This window comes from Vibrio sp. 1F255, from assembly GCF_041439145.1.
GTDB classification, from domain to species: Bacteria; Pseudomonadota; Gammaproteobacteria; order Enterobacterales; family Vibrionaceae; genus Vibrio; species Vibrio crassostreae_C.
This window is the reverse complement of the sequence record NZ_JBGONQ010000005.1, coordinates 18,833-39,485: the sequence shown is the minus strand read 5'-3', so window position 1 is coordinate 39,485 and position 20,653 is coordinate 18,833. Positions and strand designations below refer to the sequence as shown.

At 43.3% G+C, this 20,653-nt stretch carries 17 protein-coding genes and 1 riboswitch; of the genes, 11 read left to right on the top strand and 6 right to left on the bottom strand.

All coding sequences use genetic code 11. The features are described 5' to 3' along the window. Positions 1–188 precede the first annotated feature (188 nt). From ACED41_RS04995 to ACED41_RS04975, 5 genes are all read left to right on the top strand, one after another. Positions 189–1,625: a TolC family protein gene (locus ACED41_RS04995; RefSeq protein WP_017059718.1), complete on the top strand. Its 1,437-nt coding sequence runs from the start codon at positions 189–191 to the stop codon at positions 1,623–1,625. 3 nt (positions 1,626–1,628) lie between these two features. Continuing rightward, positions 1,629–2,603 (top strand): HlyD family secretion protein, encoded by a 975-nt coding sequence (locus ACED41_RS04990; RefSeq protein WP_017070946.1) that lies wholly within the window; start codon positions 1,629–1,631, stop codon positions 2,601–2,603. 7 nt (positions 2,604–2,610) lie between these two features. Further along, positions 2,611–3,912, top strand: a complete 1,302-nt coding sequence (locus tag ACED41_RS04985; protein ID WP_065583586.1) for an ABC transporter permease — start codon at positions 2,611–2,613, stop codon at positions 3,910–3,912. Further along, the gene (locus ACED41_RS04980; RefSeq protein WP_371724583.1) at positions 3,909–5,081 is read left to right on the top strand and encodes an ABC transporter permease; all 1,173 of its coding nucleotides are present in this window, start codon (positions 3,909–3,911) and stop codon (positions 5,079–5,081) included. The genes ACED41_RS04985 and ACED41_RS04980 overlap by 4 nt, the downstream gene beginning before the upstream one ends. Before the next feature lie 571 nt (positions 5,082–5,652). Further along, positions 5,653–7,194 (top strand): sodium:alanine symporter family protein, encoded by a 1,542-nt coding sequence (locus ACED41_RS04975; protein ID WP_017063800.1) that lies wholly within the window; start codon positions 5,653–5,655, stop codon positions 7,192–7,194. 143 nt (positions 7,195–7,337) lie between these two features. Here ACED41_RS04975 and ACED41_RS04970 read toward each other — a convergent pair whose 3' ends face one another. Continuing rightward, the gene (locus ACED41_RS04970; protein WP_371724582.1) at positions 7,338–7,574 is read right to left on the bottom strand and encodes a hypothetical protein; all 237 of its coding nucleotides are present in this window, start codon (positions 7,572–7,574) and stop codon (positions 7,338–7,340) included. Positions 7,575–7,896: 322 nt separating this feature from the next. Beyond that, on the bottom strand, positions 7,897–8,631 hold the full coding sequence (locus tag ACED41_RS04965) for a chromosome partitioning protein ParA (RefSeq protein WP_371724581.1): 735 nt from the start codon (positions 8,629–8,631) through the stop codon (positions 7,897–7,899). Between the two features lie 609 nt (positions 8,632–9,240). Continuing rightward, positions 9,241–9,360: riboswitch (glycine riboswitch) on the top strand. Positions 9,361–9,488: 128 nt separating this feature from the next. On the opposite strand from ACED41_RS04965, the gene ACED41_RS04960 reads away from it, so the two are divergent. From ACED41_RS04960 to ACED41_RS04945, 4 genes are all read left to right on the top strand, one after another. After that, entirely contained in the window at positions 9,489–10,859 is a 1,371-nt protein-coding gene (locus ACED41_RS04960) for a sodium:alanine symporter family protein (RefSeq protein ID WP_017059726.1), read from the top strand. A 384-nt stretch (positions 10,860–11,243) separates the two neighbouring features. After that, entirely contained in the window at positions 11,244–12,056 is an 813-nt protein-coding gene (locus ACED41_RS04955) for a winged helix-turn-helix domain-containing protein (protein ID WP_017066273.1), read from the top strand. Next, complete coding sequence (locus ACED41_RS04950; protein WP_017059728.1) at positions 12,053–12,514, top strand: hypothetical protein; 462 nt, start codon at positions 12,053–12,055, stop codon at positions 12,512–12,514. The genes ACED41_RS04955 and ACED41_RS04950 overlap by 4 nt, the downstream gene beginning before the upstream one ends. Positions 12,515–13,074: 560 nt before the next feature. Next, entirely contained in the window at positions 13,075–14,550 is a 1,476-nt protein-coding gene (locus ACED41_RS04945) for an aerolysin family beta-barrel pore-forming toxin (RefSeq protein ID WP_371724580.1), read from the top strand. 106 nt (positions 14,551–14,656) lie between these two features. Here ACED41_RS04945 and ACED41_RS04940 read toward each other — a convergent pair whose 3' ends face one another. Further along, positions 14,657–15,292, bottom strand: coding sequence for a LysE family translocator (locus ACED41_RS04940; RefSeq protein WP_017058961.1), 636 nt, complete (start codon positions 15,290–15,292; stop codon positions 14,657–14,659). Between the two features lie 295 nt (positions 15,293–15,587). Here ACED41_RS04940 and ACED41_RS04935 point away from each other — a divergent pair, with 295 nt between their 5' ends. Continuing rightward, the gene (locus ACED41_RS04935; RefSeq protein WP_371724579.1) at positions 15,588–17,060 is read left to right on the top strand and encodes a carboxypeptidase M32; all 1,473 of its coding nucleotides are present in this window, start codon (positions 15,588–15,590) and stop codon (positions 17,058–17,060) included. Between the two features lie 301 nt (positions 17,061–17,361). Here the strand turns inward: ACED41_RS04935 and ACED41_RS04930 are convergent, their stop codons facing one another. After that, positions 17,362–17,616 carry a hypothetical protein gene (locus tag ACED41_RS04930; RefSeq protein WP_371724578.1) on the bottom strand — a complete coding sequence of 85 codons (255 nt, stop codon included), beginning with the start codon at positions 17,614–17,616 and terminating at the stop codon, positions 17,362–17,364. Positions 17,617–18,938: 1,322 nt separating this feature from the next. Here ACED41_RS04930 and ACED41_RS04925 point away from each other — a divergent pair. Next, the gene (locus ACED41_RS04925; RefSeq protein WP_004734802.1) at positions 18,939–19,412 is read left to right on the top strand and encodes a GNAT family N-acetyltransferase; all 474 of its coding nucleotides are present in this window, start codon (positions 18,939–18,941) and stop codon (positions 19,410–19,412) included. Between the two features lie 669 nt (positions 19,413–20,081). On the opposite strand, the gene mnhG is transcribed toward ACED41_RS04925, so the two are convergent. Then, positions 20,082–20,378, bottom strand: coding sequence for a monovalent cation/H(+) antiporter subunit G (gene mnhG / locus ACED41_RS04920; protein ID WP_017062422.1), 297 nt, complete (start codon positions 20,376–20,378; stop codon positions 20,082–20,084). Next, complete coding sequence (locus ACED41_RS04915) at positions 20,378–20,638, bottom strand: cation:proton antiporter (protein ID WP_032545874.1); 261 nt, start codon at positions 20,636–20,638, stop codon at positions 20,378–20,380. Before ACED41_RS04915 ends, mnhG begins: the two co-directional genes overlap by 1 nt. Positions 20,639–20,653: the final 15 nt, after the last annotated feature.

Genomic DNA, 20,653 nt, shown 5'->3' with positions numbered 1-20,653 from the left:
ATACTGAACTTAAAGAGCACGCTTATGCGTGCTTTTTAAGTTTCATTTATCTTTGATATTCACGTCACTCAATCTTATTTACACTTGATTAACGAGTTATGAAAATTTCTATTCATATGAGACAATCTATTCAAGACAAATGACTATCGCCCTGTTAACATTAGAGTTAATACTCTAATTGGTATTTAATGCAGATGACCAAACCAAAATTCCGATACCTTGCGATCGCCAGTATGCTTCTCGGCACTATGGCTTCGCCAGGCTATGCAGCTCCGCTCACTTTTTCTGAAGCGTGGCAAATATTGCAAGAAAACAACAACTCACTTGCGGCTCAACAAGCCAACGTTGAACGTTATCAACACCTTCAGAACTCAACAAGTAGCCTTAATCTACCTTCTATTACCTTAGGGGCTAACTACACGCACCTTGATAGTGATGTGACGATTAATGGTGAACAGTTCGGTGACAGCTTAAGCGGCGTAAATCCAGCATTTGCTCCCTTCTTAGCTCAGTTAGGTGGCATCACCTCTACCATTACCGAACAAGACATCTTTAGCTCTTCCATTCGTGCTGTGTGGCCTATCTTCACTGGTGGTCGAATAACCGCTGCGCAAAATGCCGCTGAAGGTAAAAGCGAAGAAGCGCAAAGCCAACTGTTGATGGAGAAACAAGCTCGCTACGAAGACTTAAGTAAGTATTACTTCTCGGTGATCTTAGCGGAAGACGTGGTGAGAACGCGTCAAGCCGTTGAAGCAGGCTTAACTCAGCATCGTGATTTCGCCATCAAGCTTGAACAGCAAGGACAAATCGCCCGAGTAGAACGCCTACAAGCCGATGCTTCTTTAGATAAAGCGATTGTAGAGCGCACGAAAGCTCAGAACGATCTTAAAATTGCGCAATTGGCGTTGACCCAAATCCTTGGTCAAAATGAAAGTGTAGAACCCTCTGAACAACTGTTTATCAATAAGAACCTGCCTCATATGGACGTGTTCATTGACCAGACACTCATGACCTACCCCGGCCTTAAGATTCTTGATGCAAAAGAGAAACAAGCAAGCAGCTTAATTAAAGCCGAGAAAGGTAAATACTACCCAGAGGTTTACCTTTATGGTGATTACAGCCTGTATGAAGATGACTCTCTAGCCAGTGAAATGAAACCCGATTGGTTGGTTGGCATTGGTGTGAATGTGCCACTGCTTGATACCTCTGGCCGTTCCGACAAAGTCGCTGCGGCTCACAGTGCCGTATCACAGGTTCAATTCCTTAAGTCACAAGCTAAGCAAGACTTAACCGTGTTGGTACAAAAGACTTACCTTGAAGCAAACCAAGCGATTGAAGAGGTTCAAGGCCTAAACTCGAGCTTGTCTTTAGCTCAGGAAAACCTATTACTTCGTAAAAAAGCCTTCACACAAGGGTTATCTAACTCATTAGAAGTGGTTGATGCCGAGCTTTATCTTGCGAGCATTAAAACCCAGCAATCTGCTGCTCGCTTCAAATACCTAATCTCTCTCAACAAGCTGTTAGCGCTAACCAGCGAAATGAATGCTTACTCCAGTTACTTAACCTCCTCTGTTCCGTCTGATTTCGACTCAAAAACAGACACCGTTAGCCAGTCAAAAGGATAATTCATGAAACCTATTAAGCCCCTTCTTCTATCTTTAGTTGGTATCGGCGTTATTGGCTGGGTCGGATACAGTTTCTATCAAGCTTATCAACCTCAGCCGGTTAAGCTTCAAGGTCAAATCGATGTGCAGCAATACAGCATTTCATCGAAAGTACCTGGCAGAATTGATGAAATATTCGTGCGCAAAGGCGATTCGGTTGAAAAAGGCGAATTGATCTTCTCTCTACTAAGCCCTGAGATTGATGCGAAGCTAGAGCAAGCAAAAGCTGGTCAGAAAGCCGCTGGTGCATTAGCACAAGAAGCAGAGAATGGCGCGCGTACTCAACAGATCCAAGCGGCTAAAGACCAATGGTTGAAAGCCAAAGCAGCTGCCGATCTGATGGACAAAACCTACCAACGTGTAAACAACCTTTACAATGATGGTGTGGTTGCCGAGCAGAAGCGTGATGAAGCCAAAACACAGTGGCAAGCGGCGAAGTACACCGAAAGCGCTGCATTCCAAATGTATCAATTAGCGCAAGAAGGTGCGCGTGACGAAACCAAAGTGGCCGCCGCTCAAAAAGCGTTAATGGCAGCGGGTGCGGTAGCGGAAGTTGAAGCTTACGCAAAAGACACACAGATCCACAGCTGGTTTAATGGCGAAGTATCTCAGGTGCTATTAAGCAGCGGTGAACTCGCACCACAAGGCTTCCCTGTTGTGACTGTTATCGACACCAAGGATGCTTGGGCTGTGCTCAATGTTCGTGAAGACATGCTTAAGCATTTCGAGAAAGGCAGCCAGTTTGAGGCGTACCTACCAGCTCTGGATAAATCATTAACTTTCCAAGTAACTCACATCGCCGTAATGGGTGATTTCGCAACTTGGCGCTCAACAGACGCAGCACAAGGCTTCGATTTACGTACTTTTGAAGTAGAAGCGCACCCTGTCGATACGAGCGAAACACTGCGTATGGGCATGAGCCTAGTGGTTGAGCTTTAGGTGACTTATGTCTGCTAACTCTCAATATACTGGATCGCAATCTAGAGGCTCGCAATCAACTGAGCATCATAGAGCGAAGAATACCTTGCTTCGGCAGTGGGCGATTGTCCGCAAAGACAAATGGTTGTTGTCTTGCCTAACTTGGATTCCTTTGCTGCTTGCTGCCAGTATCTGGCTGATTTTTTCACAAGGGATCGCTCGTGACTTACCGGTCGCAGTTGTCGACCTTGAGCACAGTCAAATCTCGCAACAGTTCACACGCCTTGTTGATGCGTCACCAACGCTGCAAGTCACTCAGAAATACAGCTCTGCGAGTGATGCGGCGAAAGCGATGATCGAACGTGATATCTATGGTTATGTTGTGATACCAAGGCACTTCGACCGAGACCTTCTGCTCGGCTTGAATCCGCAAGTGTCTGTATTCTATAACAGCCAATTTATCTTAATCGGTAAGCTGGTGAACTCTGCCTTGCTGCAGGCTCAAGGGACTTTTAACGCGCAACTTGAAGTCGTGAAACAGCTGTCACACGGTGATACCACGGTGCAATCCGCATTAGGCCAAGCAGTAACGGTACAAAGCCAGATCACGCCGCTGTTCAACAAGAACACCAGTTATGCACAGTTCTTGGTGTCTGCGGTTATTCCTGCACTGTGGCAGATCATGATTGTGGTGGGCACGATATTGGTTTTGACGGCGAACGTTAGAGCTCGTGGGCTTCACGCTTGGTTATCCAACGCCCCTATGAAGTCACTCGCATCAACATTAACGCCCTACCTTGTCTTGTTTTTGATGTTTGGTATCGCGTTTAGTTTTTGGTTCTATGTGCTCTTAGACTGGCCATTTAACGGCAGCTTTGTGGCATTGACTATTGCCCAACTGCTAACCGTGATCAGTTGTATCATTATGGGTTGTTTGTTTTTCTTCTTAACACTTGATCCAGCAAGGGCGATGAGTTTCGCTGGCGCATTTACGGCACCAAGCTTTGCGTTCATGGGTATTACCTTTCCAGTAACAGACATGAATACAGCTGCTCAAATTTGGAGAAGCTTATTGCCCGTGAGTCATTACATCGAAGTACAAACGGCGCAGTCTAGTTATGGTGTGAGCGCAGCACAGTCTTTGATCAGCCTCTCTTCTATGTTGTGGTATGCAGTTCCTGCTTTCGTGGTAATGTTGCTAATTAAGAAACACTTGGCGCAATCAACTCTAACTGCACAAGCAGATCCATCTACAAAAGCAGCTATATCTGCAAAAACAACGCCGTCAACACAGCCAGAAGCATCAGCACAACAAGGAGTAAAACGATGAGCTTTACTCAACTGCTCAAGCAAGAACTCTTAGCGGTATTGCGCAACCCTGTCGTGCTTCTTACAGTATTTGGTGGTGTGGTCTTCTATTCATTCTTGTATCCATTGCCTTACGCGAACCAAGTTCCTCAACAACTGAAAGCTTCGGTTGTGAACTTGGATAAGAGTCAAAGCAGCTATCAATTAGAGCGTATGGTGGATGCCACCTCTCAAATCGAATTGGTTCGTCGAGACTCCACCATCGCCGATGCGAAACAAGCCGTACTTAACCAAGAGATTGGTGGGTTCCTCGTCATTCCAGAAAACTTCTATAAAGACTTGTTGCTCGGTAAGAGCCCGACACTTTCTTACGCTGGTGATGCTTCTTACTTTTTGGTCTACGGAACCATTGTTGAAGGGCTTGCCAAGGCCGGTGGTACGTTAGCTGCGCAAGTTAAGGTCAGCCATTTGTTAGTCGAAGGTGTGCCTTTAGAATCGGCAGCCAAAGGCTACAGTGCATTCAGCTTGAACCTGAAACCAACGTTTAATAGTCGCATGGGATACATCGATTACGTAGTTCCAGCCGTCTTTGTGTTGATCCTGCAACAAACCTTAGCCATGGCTTCAGGTTTAGTTGGTGCAACCCAAAATGCTCAATCGACATTTGGCTACTGGAGTAAGACCTCTCCAGCGAAATTGATGCTTGCCCGCTGTTGTACCTTAGTCGGCATTTATTACCTGTTGTCGATGTACTATTTCGGCGCTAGCTTTTCGATGTATGGGATAAACCAGCTCGCCTCAACAACACAGATCTTAACCTTACTTCTGCCCTTCTTACTGGCCAGTTGTTTGATCGGGATTTTTATTGGTGAGTTAGTGCCACGAAGAGAGCTAGTCACGGTTGTAGTGTTAATCAGTTCAATGCCACTGATCTTCTCTTCAGGTTTTATCTGGCCAGTTGAAATGATGCCCGAATGGTTAGTTCTATTATCACAGCTGTTCCCAAGCACACCCGCTATCCAAGGTTTCTTAGCACTTGATCAGATGGGTGCATCTTGGCAAGAGGTGGCATCTCAATGGACATTACTCTGGGGACAAGTTTTGTTGTGGGGTTCGTTATTGGCACTTAAGCTCTACCACAAATCCAGCAAAAGCACGGTTGGCAATAGCAATAGTGATCGAGCCGTTTAGTTTTATGTGCTATCGGAAAGTAGTCATGCTTTCCGCTCATCAAAAAAGCTCTTATAAAGGGCTTTTTTAATATCCTAAGATCCGAATACACTTTCAGCCTTAGAATGTTTATACACCTCGAAAACATATCGAATACTCGAACTCTCCTACGTTCCCTCTATGTCCCCCCTATGCCCCTACAGCCCATCACTCTGAATTCTCCTTCACCCGTCCCTAAAACAACTACTGCATATACTTTTCTCAGCCTACAAAGCATCGACTTATTCCCAAATGATGACAAAACCCGAACAATTGTAAATTTATTGTAAAAATTTCTTTGTTGGCATTATTTTTATGTATAGGATTATCAGTAGGACTTGGTAGCCCGAATACCATGGTCTTATTGGTGCACATACCAAAAGGATATCCATACAAAACAAGATCAGTACTTATATTTATTTCGTTTTTCGACCTAGCTACAGCCGTTTATGTTGCCGTCGAATGAAGTAGATAAACCACTGAGATATACAAATCAAATAGAAAACAAACACAACAGCAACAAACATAATTTATTAAAAAGACAGGGAAAACCATGAAAAACATACGTGAATTATTTTTTGGGTTTATATTATTGTTTAGTTCCAGTGCATTTGCAGAAGAAGGATCATTTAACCAAGCTATCAGCAACTTAAGTCAAAGTGTTGATGGGTTTTTCAACGACTACACAGGATGGTTCGTTGGACTCATATTTAAAAGTGTACCGGTTGGCGAAGCCAACTTCCCTATTATTGTTGGCTGGTTATTACTCGCTGCGTTGATCTTTACTGTTTACTTTGGCTTCGTTCAATTTAAGCGAGTCGGTATGGCTGTAGATATCATTAGAGGCAAGTACACAGACCCTAACTCAATAGAAGACGGCGAAGTTTCCCATTTTCAAGCTTTAGCTACTGCCCTTTCTGGAACCGTCGGGCTTGGTAACATTGCCGGTGTGGGTGCTGCACTTGCGATTGGTGGCCCTGGCGCGACATTCTGGATGATCTTGTGTGGCCTTCTGGGTATGGCTTCTAAGTTCTGTGAGTGTACCTTAGGTGTGAAATACCGAACTATCCTACCTTCAGGTGTTGTTTCGGGTGGTCCAATGTACTACCTAAGCCAAGGTCTGGGTGAAAGAGGTTTAGGCGGACTAGGTAAAGTGCTCGCTATTGGTTTCGCATTAATGTGTATTTTGGGCGCATTGGGCGGCGGTAACATGTTCCAAGCTAACCAAGCACACGCCATGTTAACTTACGCATTTGATGTACCAAGTGAATACGGTGTGATCACTGGCCTTGTACTTGCTTCTTTAGTTTTCTCTGTGATTGTTGGTGGTATGCCTTCTATCGCATCGGTAACGGAAAAAGTTGTTCCTTGGATGGCTGCTCTGTATATCGGTATGGCTCTGATTGTTATCGGTTCTAACCTTGATCAAGTCGGCCCTGCGTTCAGCGCAATCTTTACAGGTGCATTTACTGGTGAAGGTGTTGTTGGTGGATTTATTGGTGCGTTAATTCAAGGCTTGAAACGTGCAACGTTCTCGAACGAAGCAGGTGTAGGTTCAGCAGCTATCGCTCACTCAGCGGTTAAAACAAAAGAACCAATCACCGAAGGTCTAGTATCACTATTAGAACCGTTCGTTGATACGGTAATCATTTGTACAATGACCGCATTGGTTATCACTATTGCTGGCTTAAACGTAGGTCCATTCGATGGTTCTGGTTTAACGGGCGTAACGCTGACTGCTGCATCGTTTACTGAAACGGCAGAAGTATTCAAATACACACTCGCTCTCGCGGTAATTATGTTTGCGTTTTCTACCATGATCTCTTGGTCGTACTACGGTCTTAAGGCTTGGACTTACCTATTTGGTGAAGGTAAAACAACGGAACTGATTTTCAAAGTGATGTTCTGTGTGTTTGTTGTTATTGGTGCCACGATTCAATTTGGTGCGGTAATCGACTTCTCTGATGCGGCTATCTTTGCGATGTCTATCTTCAACATTCTTGGTCTGTACTTCTTGATGCCAGTTGTGAAGAAAGAACTGCAATCGTTTGTTGCTCGTGTGAAATCAGGCGAAATCAAAACGTATGAGAAATAACGTTTAGTGGAATGAGGTTTTGCTCTAGTAGCTAACTGCATTCTAAGAAACGACACAGCTCTAAAAACGAAACTGTTCTAAAAATTTTTGTAAGACCCTTTGCTTGAGAAAGCGAGAACAGGACTGCAACTTATCCAAAATCCCTACCAGCTTGGCTTGTGGGGATTTTTTATGTCTGAACGATTAGGCGAATAACTACCTTCAATGCCCTGCTCACTCTTTTCACCCTTTTCACCCTTTTCACTCTGTTCATCATCGTGTTCAACATCGACACGACGAACCAACTCTTCTACTTTGATCATCTCTTTTTGCGCTAATGGCGAGCGACAATCATCGAAACAATAAGCTATGGTGCAGTTCTCACAAAGATACTCTGGCATCACTCCATCCCTTGTCGTCAAAGCAGCCAAATGCGAGCTAGCAATCGACTGCGTGTTCATCCTGAACAACACTATTATGCAGCGACTCTGAGCTGAAAATATGTATGCAAAGTCATTTAATAGACAACAAGTAACATATCATTGTGGATATACGTAACTATTCACAAATATCTAAGCAAACAATGAAAACACGCAAATAATCAATAATGAGAAAGCACCGGATCTATGCTCTCGACAAACGCAAAACGCCCACATCACGTGTGTGATGTGGGCGTTTCAATATTTAGTGAAAAACTAACGTTAGGTTGGTAAAGCCTTCGGCTTATAGACCCATCTCTTCAGTGAGAGTTTTGATCTGTTTGAGGTCCATGGTGTGGACTTCAATCATTTGTCTTATATCACTCAGTCGAGAGTTAGCGTTATCTTGCTTCTCACACGCGTCAGATTTCGCATCCCATGATGTGCCATCTAAGTAAACATCACACGCTTTCTTAAGAGAACCAAGATTCTGCTCGAGTTGATCTCTTTCTTTCTCAAGTTTTTCAAGTTCTTGAGAAATCTGTAATTCTTTTCGGAAAACTTCACGCGCACGCTCAAACAAAGTCGATTGCATGTCAGCCTGACGATTAAGTTTCTGGTTGTCTTGCTGAGTTTGCTCTAACGTTTGCTTCTGTTCATTTAGCTGTTGCTCTAACGAGTAGTTCGCCTTCTCTAAAACCGAAGACTGCTTCGCTAATTCCTGGAGCTCTTTTTGATGCTCTTCCGTTTGTTTCACTAGAGCGGCTTCTACTTTCGCATCGATTTCGGTATCAACTTTTGCCACTTTAGTTTCAACGGATGTCATCAACTGTGCTCTGCTGTCATGCAGTTCTTGATAACGAGTTTCGAGTACCTGATAAGTGGACTCCCACTTAGAAGCCGTAACTGTAGAACCAACTAAGCCACCCAGTGCTAAACCTATAACCGCAGCAATGCCGATATAGAGCTGACTGCGCTTATCGCGTTCTTCAATAACAACCACTTCATCTTGTTCGCTTTGTCCAGATTGCTGGTTCACTAGCGGGTACTCCCAAAAATTTGTTTAACGTTACGCGGTCACTGGCACGAATGCCAATACTGATAGTGCAGGCTCAGTTAAACCTATCGCTCAAGCCAGAAGCACTTAAGCTCTACTAACACATTCATCCCACCTGTTTACAGGCAGGCTTAACGAGTTAACTCCGAAATCATCAAGCTGGCAGTATACAAAAGGAAGCTGCTAACGATAACTATCACTACCCATTTTTGCAGTTTTTCGTTTGTCCGGTAACGAAATAGTACAAATGCCAAAGCCAATAAAAAAACAATCGCTATTAGTCGAGTCATAACTCCTCCTTGTTTCTCTATTTTATACCATTTAAATAAGCAAGTTACGTCAGAGACTCGTTGTTTGATCATTTAGTTGAACAACATTTGTGCAAACAGATATTTTGTAGCTGACATCACATTTTATATGATCTAGGATACGCCTACAGATTACCTAATTATTTAGGTAATTGTTCCGATGAAGACTGCAGGAGAGTGGTTTTTAACTGAATATTAACATTTAGTTAGATTGACCCGCCGAAGAAGTAAATCTTTCAGGTGCTTTATGCTGGAGAAATCCAGAAAAGTGAGGACTGTCGTTGGAGGAACCTCTGGAGAGAACCGTTAGATCGGTCGCCGAAGGAGCAAGCTTAGTGCCCGTTACTTATCTATAAGTGATTCGCTAAGTGAAACTCTCAGGCAAAAGGACAGAGGAGTGGAAAGCAACAGCCTTAATTAACAAAAGAATTCTATCTAGAAATCCGTATGTATTAAGTAGTGCTCCCGATCCCTGCGATCTGCACTGCCTTCCCTCTTCTCCTTAAATTTTTAATTTATTAAGGGGAATCTATGAACCACCTACAAGCTACACTACAAACCATCAACCAATTCGTTTGGGGACCACCACTGCTTATTCTGCTAGTGGGTACAGGTATCTACTTTACTTTTCGCTTAGGCTTACTCCAGTTTAGACACCTCCCAACTGCACTGAAAATGGTGTTCAGCAAAGACAAATCTGGTACGGGTGACGTATCGAGTTTCGCCGCTTTGTGTACTGCACTTTCAGCAACCATTGGTACAGGTAACATCGTTGGTGTAGCAACCGCAATCAAGATTGGTGGCCCTGGTGCCCTATTCTGGATGTGGCTTGCCGCTGTATTTGGTATGGCGACCAAGTACGCAGAATGTCTACTCGCCGTTAAATACCGCAGAACCGATAGCAATGGCGAAATGGTTGGCGGCCCAATGTACTACCTGCAATACGGTGTCGGCTCACGAATCTTAGCGGTAATGTTCGCTGTCTTCGCGCTCGGCGTTGCTTGCTTCGGTATCGGTACCTTCCCACAAGTCAACGCTATCTTGGACGCAACTCAAATCTCATTTGGCGCTTCGCGTGAGATGTCTGCTGTCGTTCTTACGATATTAGTGGCAGTGGTTACCCTTGGTGGTATCCAATCTATCGCTAAAGTGGCAGGGAAAGTTGTTCCTACTATGGCGGTTATGTACGTCGTCGCGTGTTTAAGCGTTCTGATTTCAAATGCCGACCAACTACTGAATGCCATTACCCTTGTTGTGACTTCTGCGTTTACCAACACAGCAGCAACCGGTGGTTTCTTTGGCGCGAGCATCATGCTTGCTATCCAATCAGGTATCGCTCGTGGTGTGTTCTCGAACGAATCTGGCCTAGGTAGCGCACCAATGGCTGCAGCAGCGGCTAAAACAGACTCATGTGTGAAACAAGGACTTGTCTCTATGACAGGTACCTTCTTCGACACCATCATCATCTGTACGATGACAGGTTTGGCGCTTATCTTAACGGGTGCTTGGCAGACTGATCTTTCAGGCGCTGCGATGACCACTCACGCATTCGCTGTTGGTCTGAATGCAGATACCCTTGGCCCTATGTTGGTTTCTGTTGGCTTAATCTTCTTTGCGTTTACAACAATTTTAGGTTGGAACTACTACGGTGAGCGCTGTGTTGTGTTCTTGCTAGGTACCAAAGCTGTATTGCCTTACAAGATCATCTTCATTGCGTTGGTGGCTTCTGGTGCATTCTTAAAGCTCGACATGATCTGGATAATGGCTGATATCGTGAACGGCCTAATGGCAATTCCGAACCTAATCGGGCTTATCTTGCTGCGCCACGTTGTTATCGAAGAAACCAAGCTATTCTTCAAACCGTTGACGTCTTCAAATGATTGTGAAGCAGTTAAAGCGTAAACTGAAGTGATTGAATACCAAGCCCGCATTTAACTGCGGGCTTTTTTATTTTCATCACATAGCGAAACGTCTTAAATTATTATGCAGCACATATGCCCTTATAAATAACAAGAATATTAAATCGACCACTATGCGATTTAATAAAGAAGATAGAAGACTACTAAAAAGAACACTAATAAAACCAACACTTAATTAGATATTACTTATATTTAACAGATTGTGCGTAGGTGTCAGGCGTTTTGTAACAAACATATTAAATTTCTTTTCGTTTCAACGACACAAAAAACCAGAAGAATAAAACATGTGACTTTAATTCATATATTAGTCAGTTTATAGTCATCTACATTGTAGAGAGAATTATAATAAAAATAAAACGTTGGCTATATGATCAGATTCGACCCGATTAAAAACCGTATTTATAACGATGAACGTTCTATTAAAGTAGGATACCGTGAAACTCGGGTCCTGGAGTTATTACATAAAAACTCACCCGATATTGTTAACAAACAAGATATTATTAGCTTCGCTTGGGGAAACGAGTTCATAGGGGATACGTCACTAGCGAAAAGTATAAGTTTACTGCGCCAAGGGTTCGTTAGATTAGGCATCAAAGAAACCCCAATCGTCACCGTTCCTAAGGTGGGCTATCGCCTTATCGATGAGTGCGTGGTAATCGACTCCCCCATCAATAATGCAGCCACAACTCCCCTTGCTGATGCGAGCAACCTGATACCCGTCGGCAATAACGGTATTGCTATCGGTGCAGCTGTTGCAGTCGAACCTAAGCCTAACCCTAAACAAAGTTCGTCGGCTTACTTTCCCACTGCTGAAAACCGAAACAAGTTGTGCTACTTCACCACTGGCTGCTTACTGTTGGCATCAGCGTTATTGGCTTTTGCTAAGGTTAATGAGAGAAACCTCAGCGATATCAACCCCGTTAACCGGCTCAGCGAGCAATGGATAGGTCAAATACAAGTTTTCCAAGCCCCTGAAATGGCGATGACGCCAGAGCTAGAAAGCATTCTCTATCAGTATCAATGTGATTGCGTGGCGTACATTAGCGAAGAAGCGGAATATTCTGAGCTCTCTATTCTGAACAAAGCCACACGCCAGTCCGTCAACATCTTTTACACGCCAACCCAACTAGATCAAGCCAGTACCGAACTGGCCCTATTCCTAGAAAGAGGTCAATTATGATGCCAATCGTTGCGCTCATTTCTGCATTCGTTTTATTGGTTGGCATATGGAGTATCCCTTCGCCCCAACCAAAAGAAGAGCATCGCTACCAACATAGCGTGGTGGACCTGATAGTGAATGACAATGTATTACGTACCGACGGATTAACGAAAATAAGTAACAACAAGGTGCTGCACCTGATGTCCGTTCAAGACGACAACATGCCCGACCCACTTGTTCTGCGATTCAGAGGAACAGCCCGTCCTTCTCAATCACTTTTCTTTTCTATTTCTGGCACCATTGACTTAGTCTCTGTGCAAAAAATAAATAAAACAATGAATGACAGCCGATTGGCGCCTTACCTGTTAATCAACAATGACCCATTAACGGTAAAGATTGATATCTTAAGTTCGAATGATTTATTTGCCATCATTAAAACGTGTAATACAGGCCGAACGCAACTTCTGGCCAAACGATAATTAGAGATAGTTTAACCACTAGCAAAAAGTGCCCTATTATCAAGTAGCAAGCTTTTCCGATATTACACATAAAAAACGGATGGTTATTTTCATTATTTTATCAGTAATACAATTATTACAGTCTTCCTTACTTTAAGTGTTTGCATTTTAAAACCGATAGCAAAGCAAAATATTCAAGTTAGATTTTTACTCTTTGTCACTCACTACCTGCCCACCTTAAAACTACGAGTATTGTGAATGGTTATACCTGTTCTTCTAATTAACCATTCATACAAACGCCAAAAATAACGTCAAATAATTTTGACGTCTAAGCCCGAATAATGGGCCTTCATTTTTCTAAAAACGGTTTGAGCCCCATCAAACAATTTACGTTCAGTTGCATACTCTTTCACCGTAAAAACACTAATGACAATACAAGCCATTGAATTAACTGGGTAATTTAATTCAACCCTTTTCAGTATCTATCTATTTATCAACATGAAAAAGTGAACTTGTCTTGTTAACTGCACGGCACACAAAACATTATCAAAATAGAAAAATTACAAATGAGGGAATTGTTAATGATCACAGTAAACAGAAGTCTCTTAGCAACCGCAGTGTTGTCTGTTCTATCAACCGGTGTAAATGCGAAGATTTACCCAGACCAAATAGTGTTTGACCAACTTGGTGAAGATGTCTGTCGCTCTGGTTATCGTCCTATAGACCGTTATGAAGCAGAAGAGCAGAAGAGTACTTTGGTCGCTCGCATGGGCACTTGGCAGATCACCGGGTTAAAAGGAAACTGGGTAATCATGGGGCCGGGTTATCATGGCGAAATTAAGCAATCAAGCAGTGGGTCAACGTTCTGTTACCCAAACAACGACCAATCTGAAATCCCTAACTATTCCGCCAAATCGGTTCAGGAAGGCAGCGAAATCGATGTTCAGTATGAATTAGTGAACAACCGTAACGACTTTGTACGCCCATTAAGCTACTTAGCCCACAACCTAGGTTACGCTTGGGTTGGCGGTAATAACAGTCAGTACGTGGGCGAAGACATGACGATAAAGCGCTCTGGCAACAGTTGGGTAATACAAGGAAATAACAATGGCTCTTGTAGCGGCTATCGCTGTGATGAAAAAACCAAAATCACCGTCGACAATTTTGCCTACACCGTTAACGACGACAACTTTTGGCATGGTGATGTTGTCGAGTCGGATCGTGAACTAGTGAAAACGGTTTACGCGACGGCAAGAAACAACAGCAACATCGCGCAACAAGTGGTGGTAGACCTAAAAGTAGACGAATCAACAAACTGGTCGAAAACGAACAGCTACGGATTCTCACAGAGCGTTCAAACAGAGAACACCTTCAAGTGGCCTTTGGTTGGCGAAACTAAGCTCACCGTTAAGTTCGAGGCTAACCAAAGCTTCGCTGAAACAAATGGCAACTCCACTAGCGAACAAGTAACACTTCAAGCTCGTCCTATGGTTCCTGCGAATTCGGAGCTACCGATTCGAGTTGAGCTGTATCGTTCAAGCATCTCTTACCCGTACCGATTCAACGCCGATATTAGCTACGATGTTGAATTCAACGGCTTCCTTCGTTGGGGTGGCAACGCGTGGCACTCTCATCCAGATAACCGCCCGTACAAGGCTCATACCTTCACCATGGGCCGTGGCAGCAGTGAATCTGCCGACATTCGCTACCAATGGGATCACCGTTACATCCCAGGTGAAACTAAATGGTGGGATTGGAGCTGGGCGATTAAAGAAGCTGGCTTATCAAGCATGCAATACGCGACTGGCGGAAGCTTACGCCCCTTCCACTCTTACGTGTCTGGAGATTTCTACGCTGAATCTCAATTTGCAGGTACTATCGAAATTGGACAAGCAACACCAATTACTAACAATCTACGCAGCAAAAGAAGTACTGATTCCGTCAACGAATCTACTGAGCGCATTGGCGACATCGAAGTTACCACCAACTTTAACGCCGATGAGTTGAGTGACTTAGGTTTCGAAGGTGCTGAGATGAACATTAGCGTCGTTGAATAACTGCGCTGTAGAATAAGATCGGTACAAAGATCTACCAGTAATAAAGCACAAAGCCCACGACACATCGTGGGCTTTCATATATTCATGTTCAACTGAAAACGGTGAACTACACAGGCTCTTCCATCAGAAGCTTAACACCCAGCCCAACCAGCACCATGCCCGTCACGCCTTCCATCCACTTCATAAAACTCGCGTTTTTGAGCAAATTTTTAGCCGAGTTAAGCGCGCCAGCCAAACCACATTGCCATACCATCGCAATCATAAAGTGTACCGAAGCCATCAACATAGATTGCAATAAAGGCGAACCTTCAGGGTTTACAAATTGAGGTAAAAAGGCCAGATAGAAAACTGCTGTTTTTGGGTTAAGAACGTTAGACAGAAAGCCTTCACGCAAAGAACGCTTTGCACTGTATGCCTGCTGAGCTTGTTCTCCGACCTTTAAACCGCCACCGTTTTTCATTAATGCTCGCAAACTGCTTAAGCCAAGCCAGATGAGGTAAACCGCACCTACCATCTTAACGGCTTGAAAGAGTTCAGCGGATTGGGCGAGGATTGCAGATATACCCACAGCAGAGAAAAACGCGTGTACATACAAGCCGCTACAAATACCAAAGCTCGTCATACAACCGTCAGCTAAGCCAGAGCGGCTAGTATTGCGAATCACCAAAGCCGTATCTAAGCCCGGCGTTAGCGTTAAAATAGTGATGGCAATTAGAAATGCCTCAAAGTTCAAAATATCCATATCATTGTCATTTTTGTTCAGCGATCTATCATCAATACCGTGTATCTGAACAATTCGCAAGCAACAATTGCCACCAGCTATACAACTCACTGATTTTGTGCACAATAGAACAGTTTGATTTGTTAAGAAATAGTAAATTCAAGGCATCGTACCGCCTCATGCTTTTCTCGCTATATCTTCGACTGCGAAGGTCGGCGTCATTAAAAAGCAAAGCCATAATCAAAGTACACGAGATGAACCTTAACGCTGACGCAGCCCAAGGATCATTTAAAGAAACCAAATTAAGAGTAGTCAAATGAGCGCATTCAAAAAACTAGTCGAACACTCTCAAAAATGTTCACGCTTTCAACACCTAGCTTCTATTTGTGGTTGGGACCAAGCTTCAATGATGCCAGCAGGTGGTAACCAAGCTCGTAGTGAAGCGATGGCCGAGCTTTCTGTTCATATTCACGGCTTAATGACTCAACCACAGCTTGGCGATTGGATTGTAGACGCTGAAAATGAAGCGCTGAACACTGAGCAACAATCGTCACTTCGTGAAATAAAACGCCAGTGGCAACAAGCAAACCTACTTCCAGAAAAACTGGTTGAAGCGAAATCTCTATCGGGTTCAAAATGTGAACATGCGTGGCGTAGCCAACGCGGTAACAACGACTGGGTTGGATTCGAAAAGAACTGGCGTGAAGTGGTTGAGCTTTCTCGTGAAGAAGCGCAGATTCGCGCAGACGCAGCCAATCTAACGCCTTATGATGCGATGCTGGATATTTATGAACCGGGCACCAGCTCTACTTCACTTGATACCCTATTTGCAGACGTTAAAACTTGGCTTCCAGGTTTAATTGATGAAGTGATCGAAAAACAATCGAGCGAGCAATTTAACGCACCATCAGGTATCTATTCGACCGAGAAACAGAAAGCACTGGGTTTAGAAGTCATGAAGCTGCTTCAGTTCGATTTTGAACACGGCCGATTGGATGAAAGTGTTCACCCATTCTGTGGCGGCGTCCCTTCAGACGTGCGTATCACAACACGCTATGACGAAGCGGAATTCGTTCAAAGCTTAATGGGTATTGTGCATGAAACAGGCCACGCACGTTACGAACAAGGCTTACCAAAACACCTAGCAGGACAACCAGCGGGGGAAGCTCGTTCTATGGGCATTCATGAATCTCAATCTTTATTCTTCGAGATGCAAGTCGGCCGCAGCGACCCGTTCATTGGACACTTAGCGAACTTGGCTGGTCAGCAATTCTCAGGCTCAGAATTTGAGAAAGAAAACTTCCAGAAGATCTACACGCGCGTGAAGAAAGACTTCATCCGTGTCGATGCTGATGAACTCACCTACCCTGCACACGTTATCCTGCGTTACGAGATTGAGCGTGACTTGATCAACGGCAAGATCAAACACACTGACGTGCCAGAGTTATGGAATACCAAGATGCAGTCTTACCTTGGTTTAAGCACTCAAGGTAACTTCACTAACGGCTGTATGCAAGACATCCACTGGACAGACGGCGCATTTGGTTACTTCCCATCGTACACATTAGGTGCGATGTACGCGGCGCAGTTCATGGCTTCAATGAAGAAAACGGTAGATATAAACTCTGTGATTGAAAGCGGTGACCTATCCCCTATCTTCACTTGGTTAGAATCAAACATTTGGAGCAAAGGCAGCCTGCTGACCACTGATGACTTGGTGAAAGGTGCAACGGGCGAAACCTTGAATGCGCAATACTTCAAAGACCATTTGAGAAGTCGTTATCTGTAGATAAAACGCCCAACCACATTGAAGGTTTCTACTTGCATCGCTTGCTGTGTAAGTAGAACCAAGCTGAAAAAAGCATAGTACAAGTATTGTAAGTCAAAAGTCACAATTATGGCTGAAGGGTAGCTTTGGTTCTAACTAGAAAAGGGGCAAAAGTAAGTTCATCACGCACCCTGCGTGATGGATTTACAACAAAGAAAGGAGAAGAAGTACGTTAAGATGAGTTGTGGAACGGGCTATTGTACATTTGGGAAGCTTGTTGTTTGGTAGTTTGACTACGACCAGAATAGCTTGACTTGACTGGCTAAAGATCAAACTCAGAGTCATCTTTTAATCGGTCATACTCAGCTTTAACAGCTGGGTCGTCAAATGCTTTGAGTTTTAATGATTCCAACCGACTAAGCTTCTTTAAAGTCCAACTTCCATCACCATTATCAATCCACTCTATTGAATCACCTTCATCCCAAGATAAATCTTTCTGTAACTCATCAGGTATTAAGAAGTAGTGATCACCATCTTCATTTTGTTCTATTTTTACTCGCACTGTATGCATGCTCATACTAAATCTAGGGGGTGTATTAAGTTTGTCGCATTACAATAAATTAGGCAAAGATGATATCGTAAAAATGTTAGGAAAAGCTGCGCTGAATTGAAATGGGGCACTTTCGAGTTAGAAAGTGCCACGGGCAAAAATTCAATCCGAGAAGCTTTTGGACAAAAGCGTGTCAGTGATTTTACTAATTTAGTAAACAATGAATTACTACAAGTATATAAAGTCGTTTAATCAACTTCCATGAGTGATGTCAATCTGAGTGATATGTCGGCCAAGCACAGCATTTTTGTGAATCGTTGTATTTTTATCACAGGTTTATCCAATACAGTCCCGCTTTAGACGTAAGAAGCTACGCTGCTATCAATTCATTAGGAGCAACATCTTATGACTATTAGATAAAACCGACATTAACGTTGAACTTTATGAAAACAATACATCAAGGTTTGAACTGGCAACTTAATAAATACGCTTTCATTATGTAATGATTTTACTTACAAAGTCATACTGTCATAGACAAAAGATTCCGCAATAATACGTCAAATGGTATGAGTTAAAACTTATATGGCGGTTCGTATCATTGGTGTTAAGTTTGGCTACACCAATTACGCAAACTAAAAAAATAGTGCAGAAAAGCTTTCGATAACATTAGCTTCAATATTCCAGGGCTGTGTCTATTTTTGCATTGCGATTGGCCATCTTCGATAACATCAAGATGTGGCCTACACTAAAACTTCAGGGTAACCAGCACTCTTTCTTTAACGCTTACCGAACTAGTTGTCCAAATTTAAACAAGTGGACTCGATATGAGAGCAAGTGCGCCTAATGAGAGAGCACTCGTCAATGGAATGAACGTCAGTGTTGAATGCAAAGGCGATAAGATATTGGCCACCATTTTAGCTGATAAGTGATATACAAAATGTAGCTGGCTGAGAACACATTAAAGTTATCTTTAATCACACTCGTCAGCATTCTATCAGGGAGTTTGTTTTGGGTTTTGTGACGGCACTATTGTAAAAATACTATACGTACCCTATTTTTGAATCATCGTGGGCAACGCTTGGAACTAATATTTCTGTCATGGGGGCAGGCAAAAAGGAAACAATAACTTCCATCATCGTTTTTAATTAAGACATACATATACCTTAATTAAAAAAATTGGCGCGTTCTAATATGCGCCAGATAAAGAGATCTATAAGATACTTGAAGAGTCTATGTTAAAAGACAGGAGCAAAAGCGACATTACCATTTTGATAACTCAAGATTAGCTTATCAAGATCCTTACATTGGCCAGTTACTTTTAATGAAACACCTACCCAAGGTAAATAAGCATGAATAAAATTAGCTTTTTAAAAATAAACAATACCATTATCAATGACATTATTGATCTCTCAGTGGAAGAGTCTCAAAAACAACTCATTGCTAACAACGCAGAGTGGCTTGCAGAAGCCAGTTTTAACGACGATAGTATCAACTATGGTATTTACTTAAACAATAAACCTGCGGGGCTAATCTCTCTGATTGACCCTAGAATACTGGACACACACGATGAACACTTTCAAAAGGAGCATTTATATGTATGGCGCGTCATGATTGACCATCGTTTCCAAGGAAAAGGATTGGGGAGTCAAGCGATTAACTTCAGTAAGAAATACGCTTCCATTACCGGTTTAAAAGGCGTCTCCCTGACCACGATGGATAAAGAAAAAGGCAATGCGCTCTCTATTTATCAAAAGCTTGGTTTTATACCAACGGGCAGAAGACTTGATGATGAAATTGAATTAATTTTTGGCTTAAAGGAATGAGTGAATAAACAAGTCAGATGGTGTGTCTGGGACGGCTATTTGGCCGCCTCATTTTATACTTCAACTGTAAAGGTATTGAAGAGTTCATTCAAAAACGCTGACCCCTCGTGCACTCTCACCTCCCCCCGGTCACAGAGTAACCAACAATCAAATTGACTCTTATTCAGTCTCCGTAACCTTTAAAGATCTTGAATCGCTTCGATGAGCTTTTTGACTGGAGTATGGTCTGACTCTATCCTATTGTCCATACTATCTAAATATGCTGACTACCTAGAGTGAAGAAAGAAAATGTGTCGGGCCTTTTCCTAACCATTAGTTTATGTATTGTAAAAATAGATTGCCGATGTAGTTCACTCATCGAAGTGAACACACAATGGGGCATTTTCGTGTTACATGCCCCCGTCAGCGCACTTCTGAACAATTCTGTGTCAGTGACTTTGCTAAATTAGCATTCAAGAATTACCCTAGATATTGCGAGCCTCCACTGCAGTGGCGGAGCGACAACTCAGCTGAGAAAGGAGTTGAGAATCTTAAATGCTCTTGCAGGGGCGGTCGAAATTAGGTTTATCCACCGAAAAGCAAAAATAACATCCTGATCTGCTCACGTTATGATTGCGTAGTTTCATGGTTACCAAATGAAACAACATTTACATAAAGTGAAAGACCACGCTATTTGTCGTTTCTCCAGATTTGATAACCACTTTCTCGGGTCGCTTTCCCCAGCAAGTGTGCTGCTACCGGAGCGGTAATGAAGATAAACAACATTGTGCCAATCACTCGTGAAATCACCGTGATTTCTGGCATGGCCACCGCCACCGCTAATAACAATGATGCTAAGCCCACCGTACCCGCTTTAGTCGCGGCGTGCATTCGTGTGTAGAGATCGGGCATTCGTAAGATCCCAAGACTTGCGATGAGCGTAAATAAGGTTCCAAGACAAAGTAAAATCCCAACGATCGTGTCCATTACACCTCTCCTTTTCTTTTAAAGATAAGCCTGGCAAACGCGATGGTTCCTAGGAAGGCCACTAGACCGAGTGTAATAGCAATATCCAACAAGGGTTGCTGCCCGCTATCTAGGGTATAAACAGCAATAAAGCCCACCGTCACGAATGAAATCAGATCAAGCGCGACCACTCTATCGGCAAAGGTTGGACCGAGCACCAAGCGAATGAATGCCATCAAGATACTGAGCAGTAGTCCGATATAAGCGAACGTGATGCTCATCTGTAACCAGATACC

Excerpts from the sequence above, each read along its gene's own strand:
- mnhG (WP_017062422.1), bottom strand. The coding sequence starts at position 20,378 with ATGGACACGATCGTTGGGATTTTACTTTGTCTTGGAACCTTATTTACG.
- ACED41_RS04990 (WP_017070946.1), top strand. The coding sequence starts at position 1,629 with ATGAAACCTATTAAGCCCCTTCTTCTATCTTTAGTTGGTATCGGCGTT.
- ACED41_RS04945 (WP_371724580.1), top strand. The coding sequence starts at position 13,075 with ATGATCACAGTAAACAGAAGTCTCTTAGCAACCGCAGTGTTGTCTGTT.
- ACED41_RS04985 (WP_065583586.1), top strand. The coding sequence starts at position 2,611 with ATGTCTGCTAACTCTCAATATACTGGATCGCAATCTAGAGGCTCGCAA.
- ACED41_RS04925 (WP_004734802.1), top strand. The coding sequence starts at position 18,939 with ATGAATAAAATTAGCTTTTTAAAAATAAACAATACCATTATCAATGAC.
- ACED41_RS04995 (WP_017059718.1), top strand. The coding sequence starts at position 189 with ATGCAGATGACCAAACCAAAATTCCGATACCTTGCGATCGCCAGTATG.
- ACED41_RS04930 (WP_371724578.1), bottom strand. The coding sequence starts at position 17,616 with ATGAGCATGCATACAGTGCGAGTAAAAATAGAACAAAATGAAGATGGT.
- ACED41_RS04980 (WP_371724583.1), top strand. The coding sequence starts at position 3,909 with ATGAGCTTTACTCAACTGCTCAAGCAAGAACTCTTAGCGGTATTGCGC.
- ACED41_RS04975 (WP_017063800.1), top strand. The coding sequence starts at position 5,653 with ATGAAAAACATACGTGAATTATTTTTTGGGTTTATATTATTGTTTAGT.
- ACED41_RS04955 (WP_017066273.1), top strand. The coding sequence starts at position 11,244 with ATGATCAGATTCGACCCGATTAAAAACCGTATTTATAACGATGAACGT.
- ACED41_RS04950 (WP_017059728.1), top strand. The coding sequence starts at position 12,053 with ATGATGCCAATCGTTGCGCTCATTTCTGCATTCGTTTTATTGGTTGGC.
- ACED41_RS04960 (WP_017059726.1), top strand. The coding sequence starts at position 9,489 with ATGAACCACCTACAAGCTACACTACAAACCATCAACCAATTCGTTTGG.
- ACED41_RS04935 (WP_371724579.1), top strand. The coding sequence starts at position 15,588 with ATGAGCGCATTCAAAAAACTAGTCGAACACTCTCAAAAATGTTCACGC.
- ACED41_RS04970 (WP_371724582.1), bottom strand. The coding sequence starts at position 7,574 with ATGCCAGAGTATCTTTGTGAGAACTGCACCATAGCTTATTGTTTCGAT.
- ACED41_RS04915 (WP_032545874.1), bottom strand. The coding sequence starts at position 20,638 with ATGAGCATCACGTTCGCTTATATCGGACTACTGCTCAGTATCTTGATG.
- ACED41_RS04940 (WP_017058961.1), bottom strand. The coding sequence starts at position 15,292 with ATGGATATTTTGAACTTTGAGGCATTTCTAATTGCCATCACTATTTTA.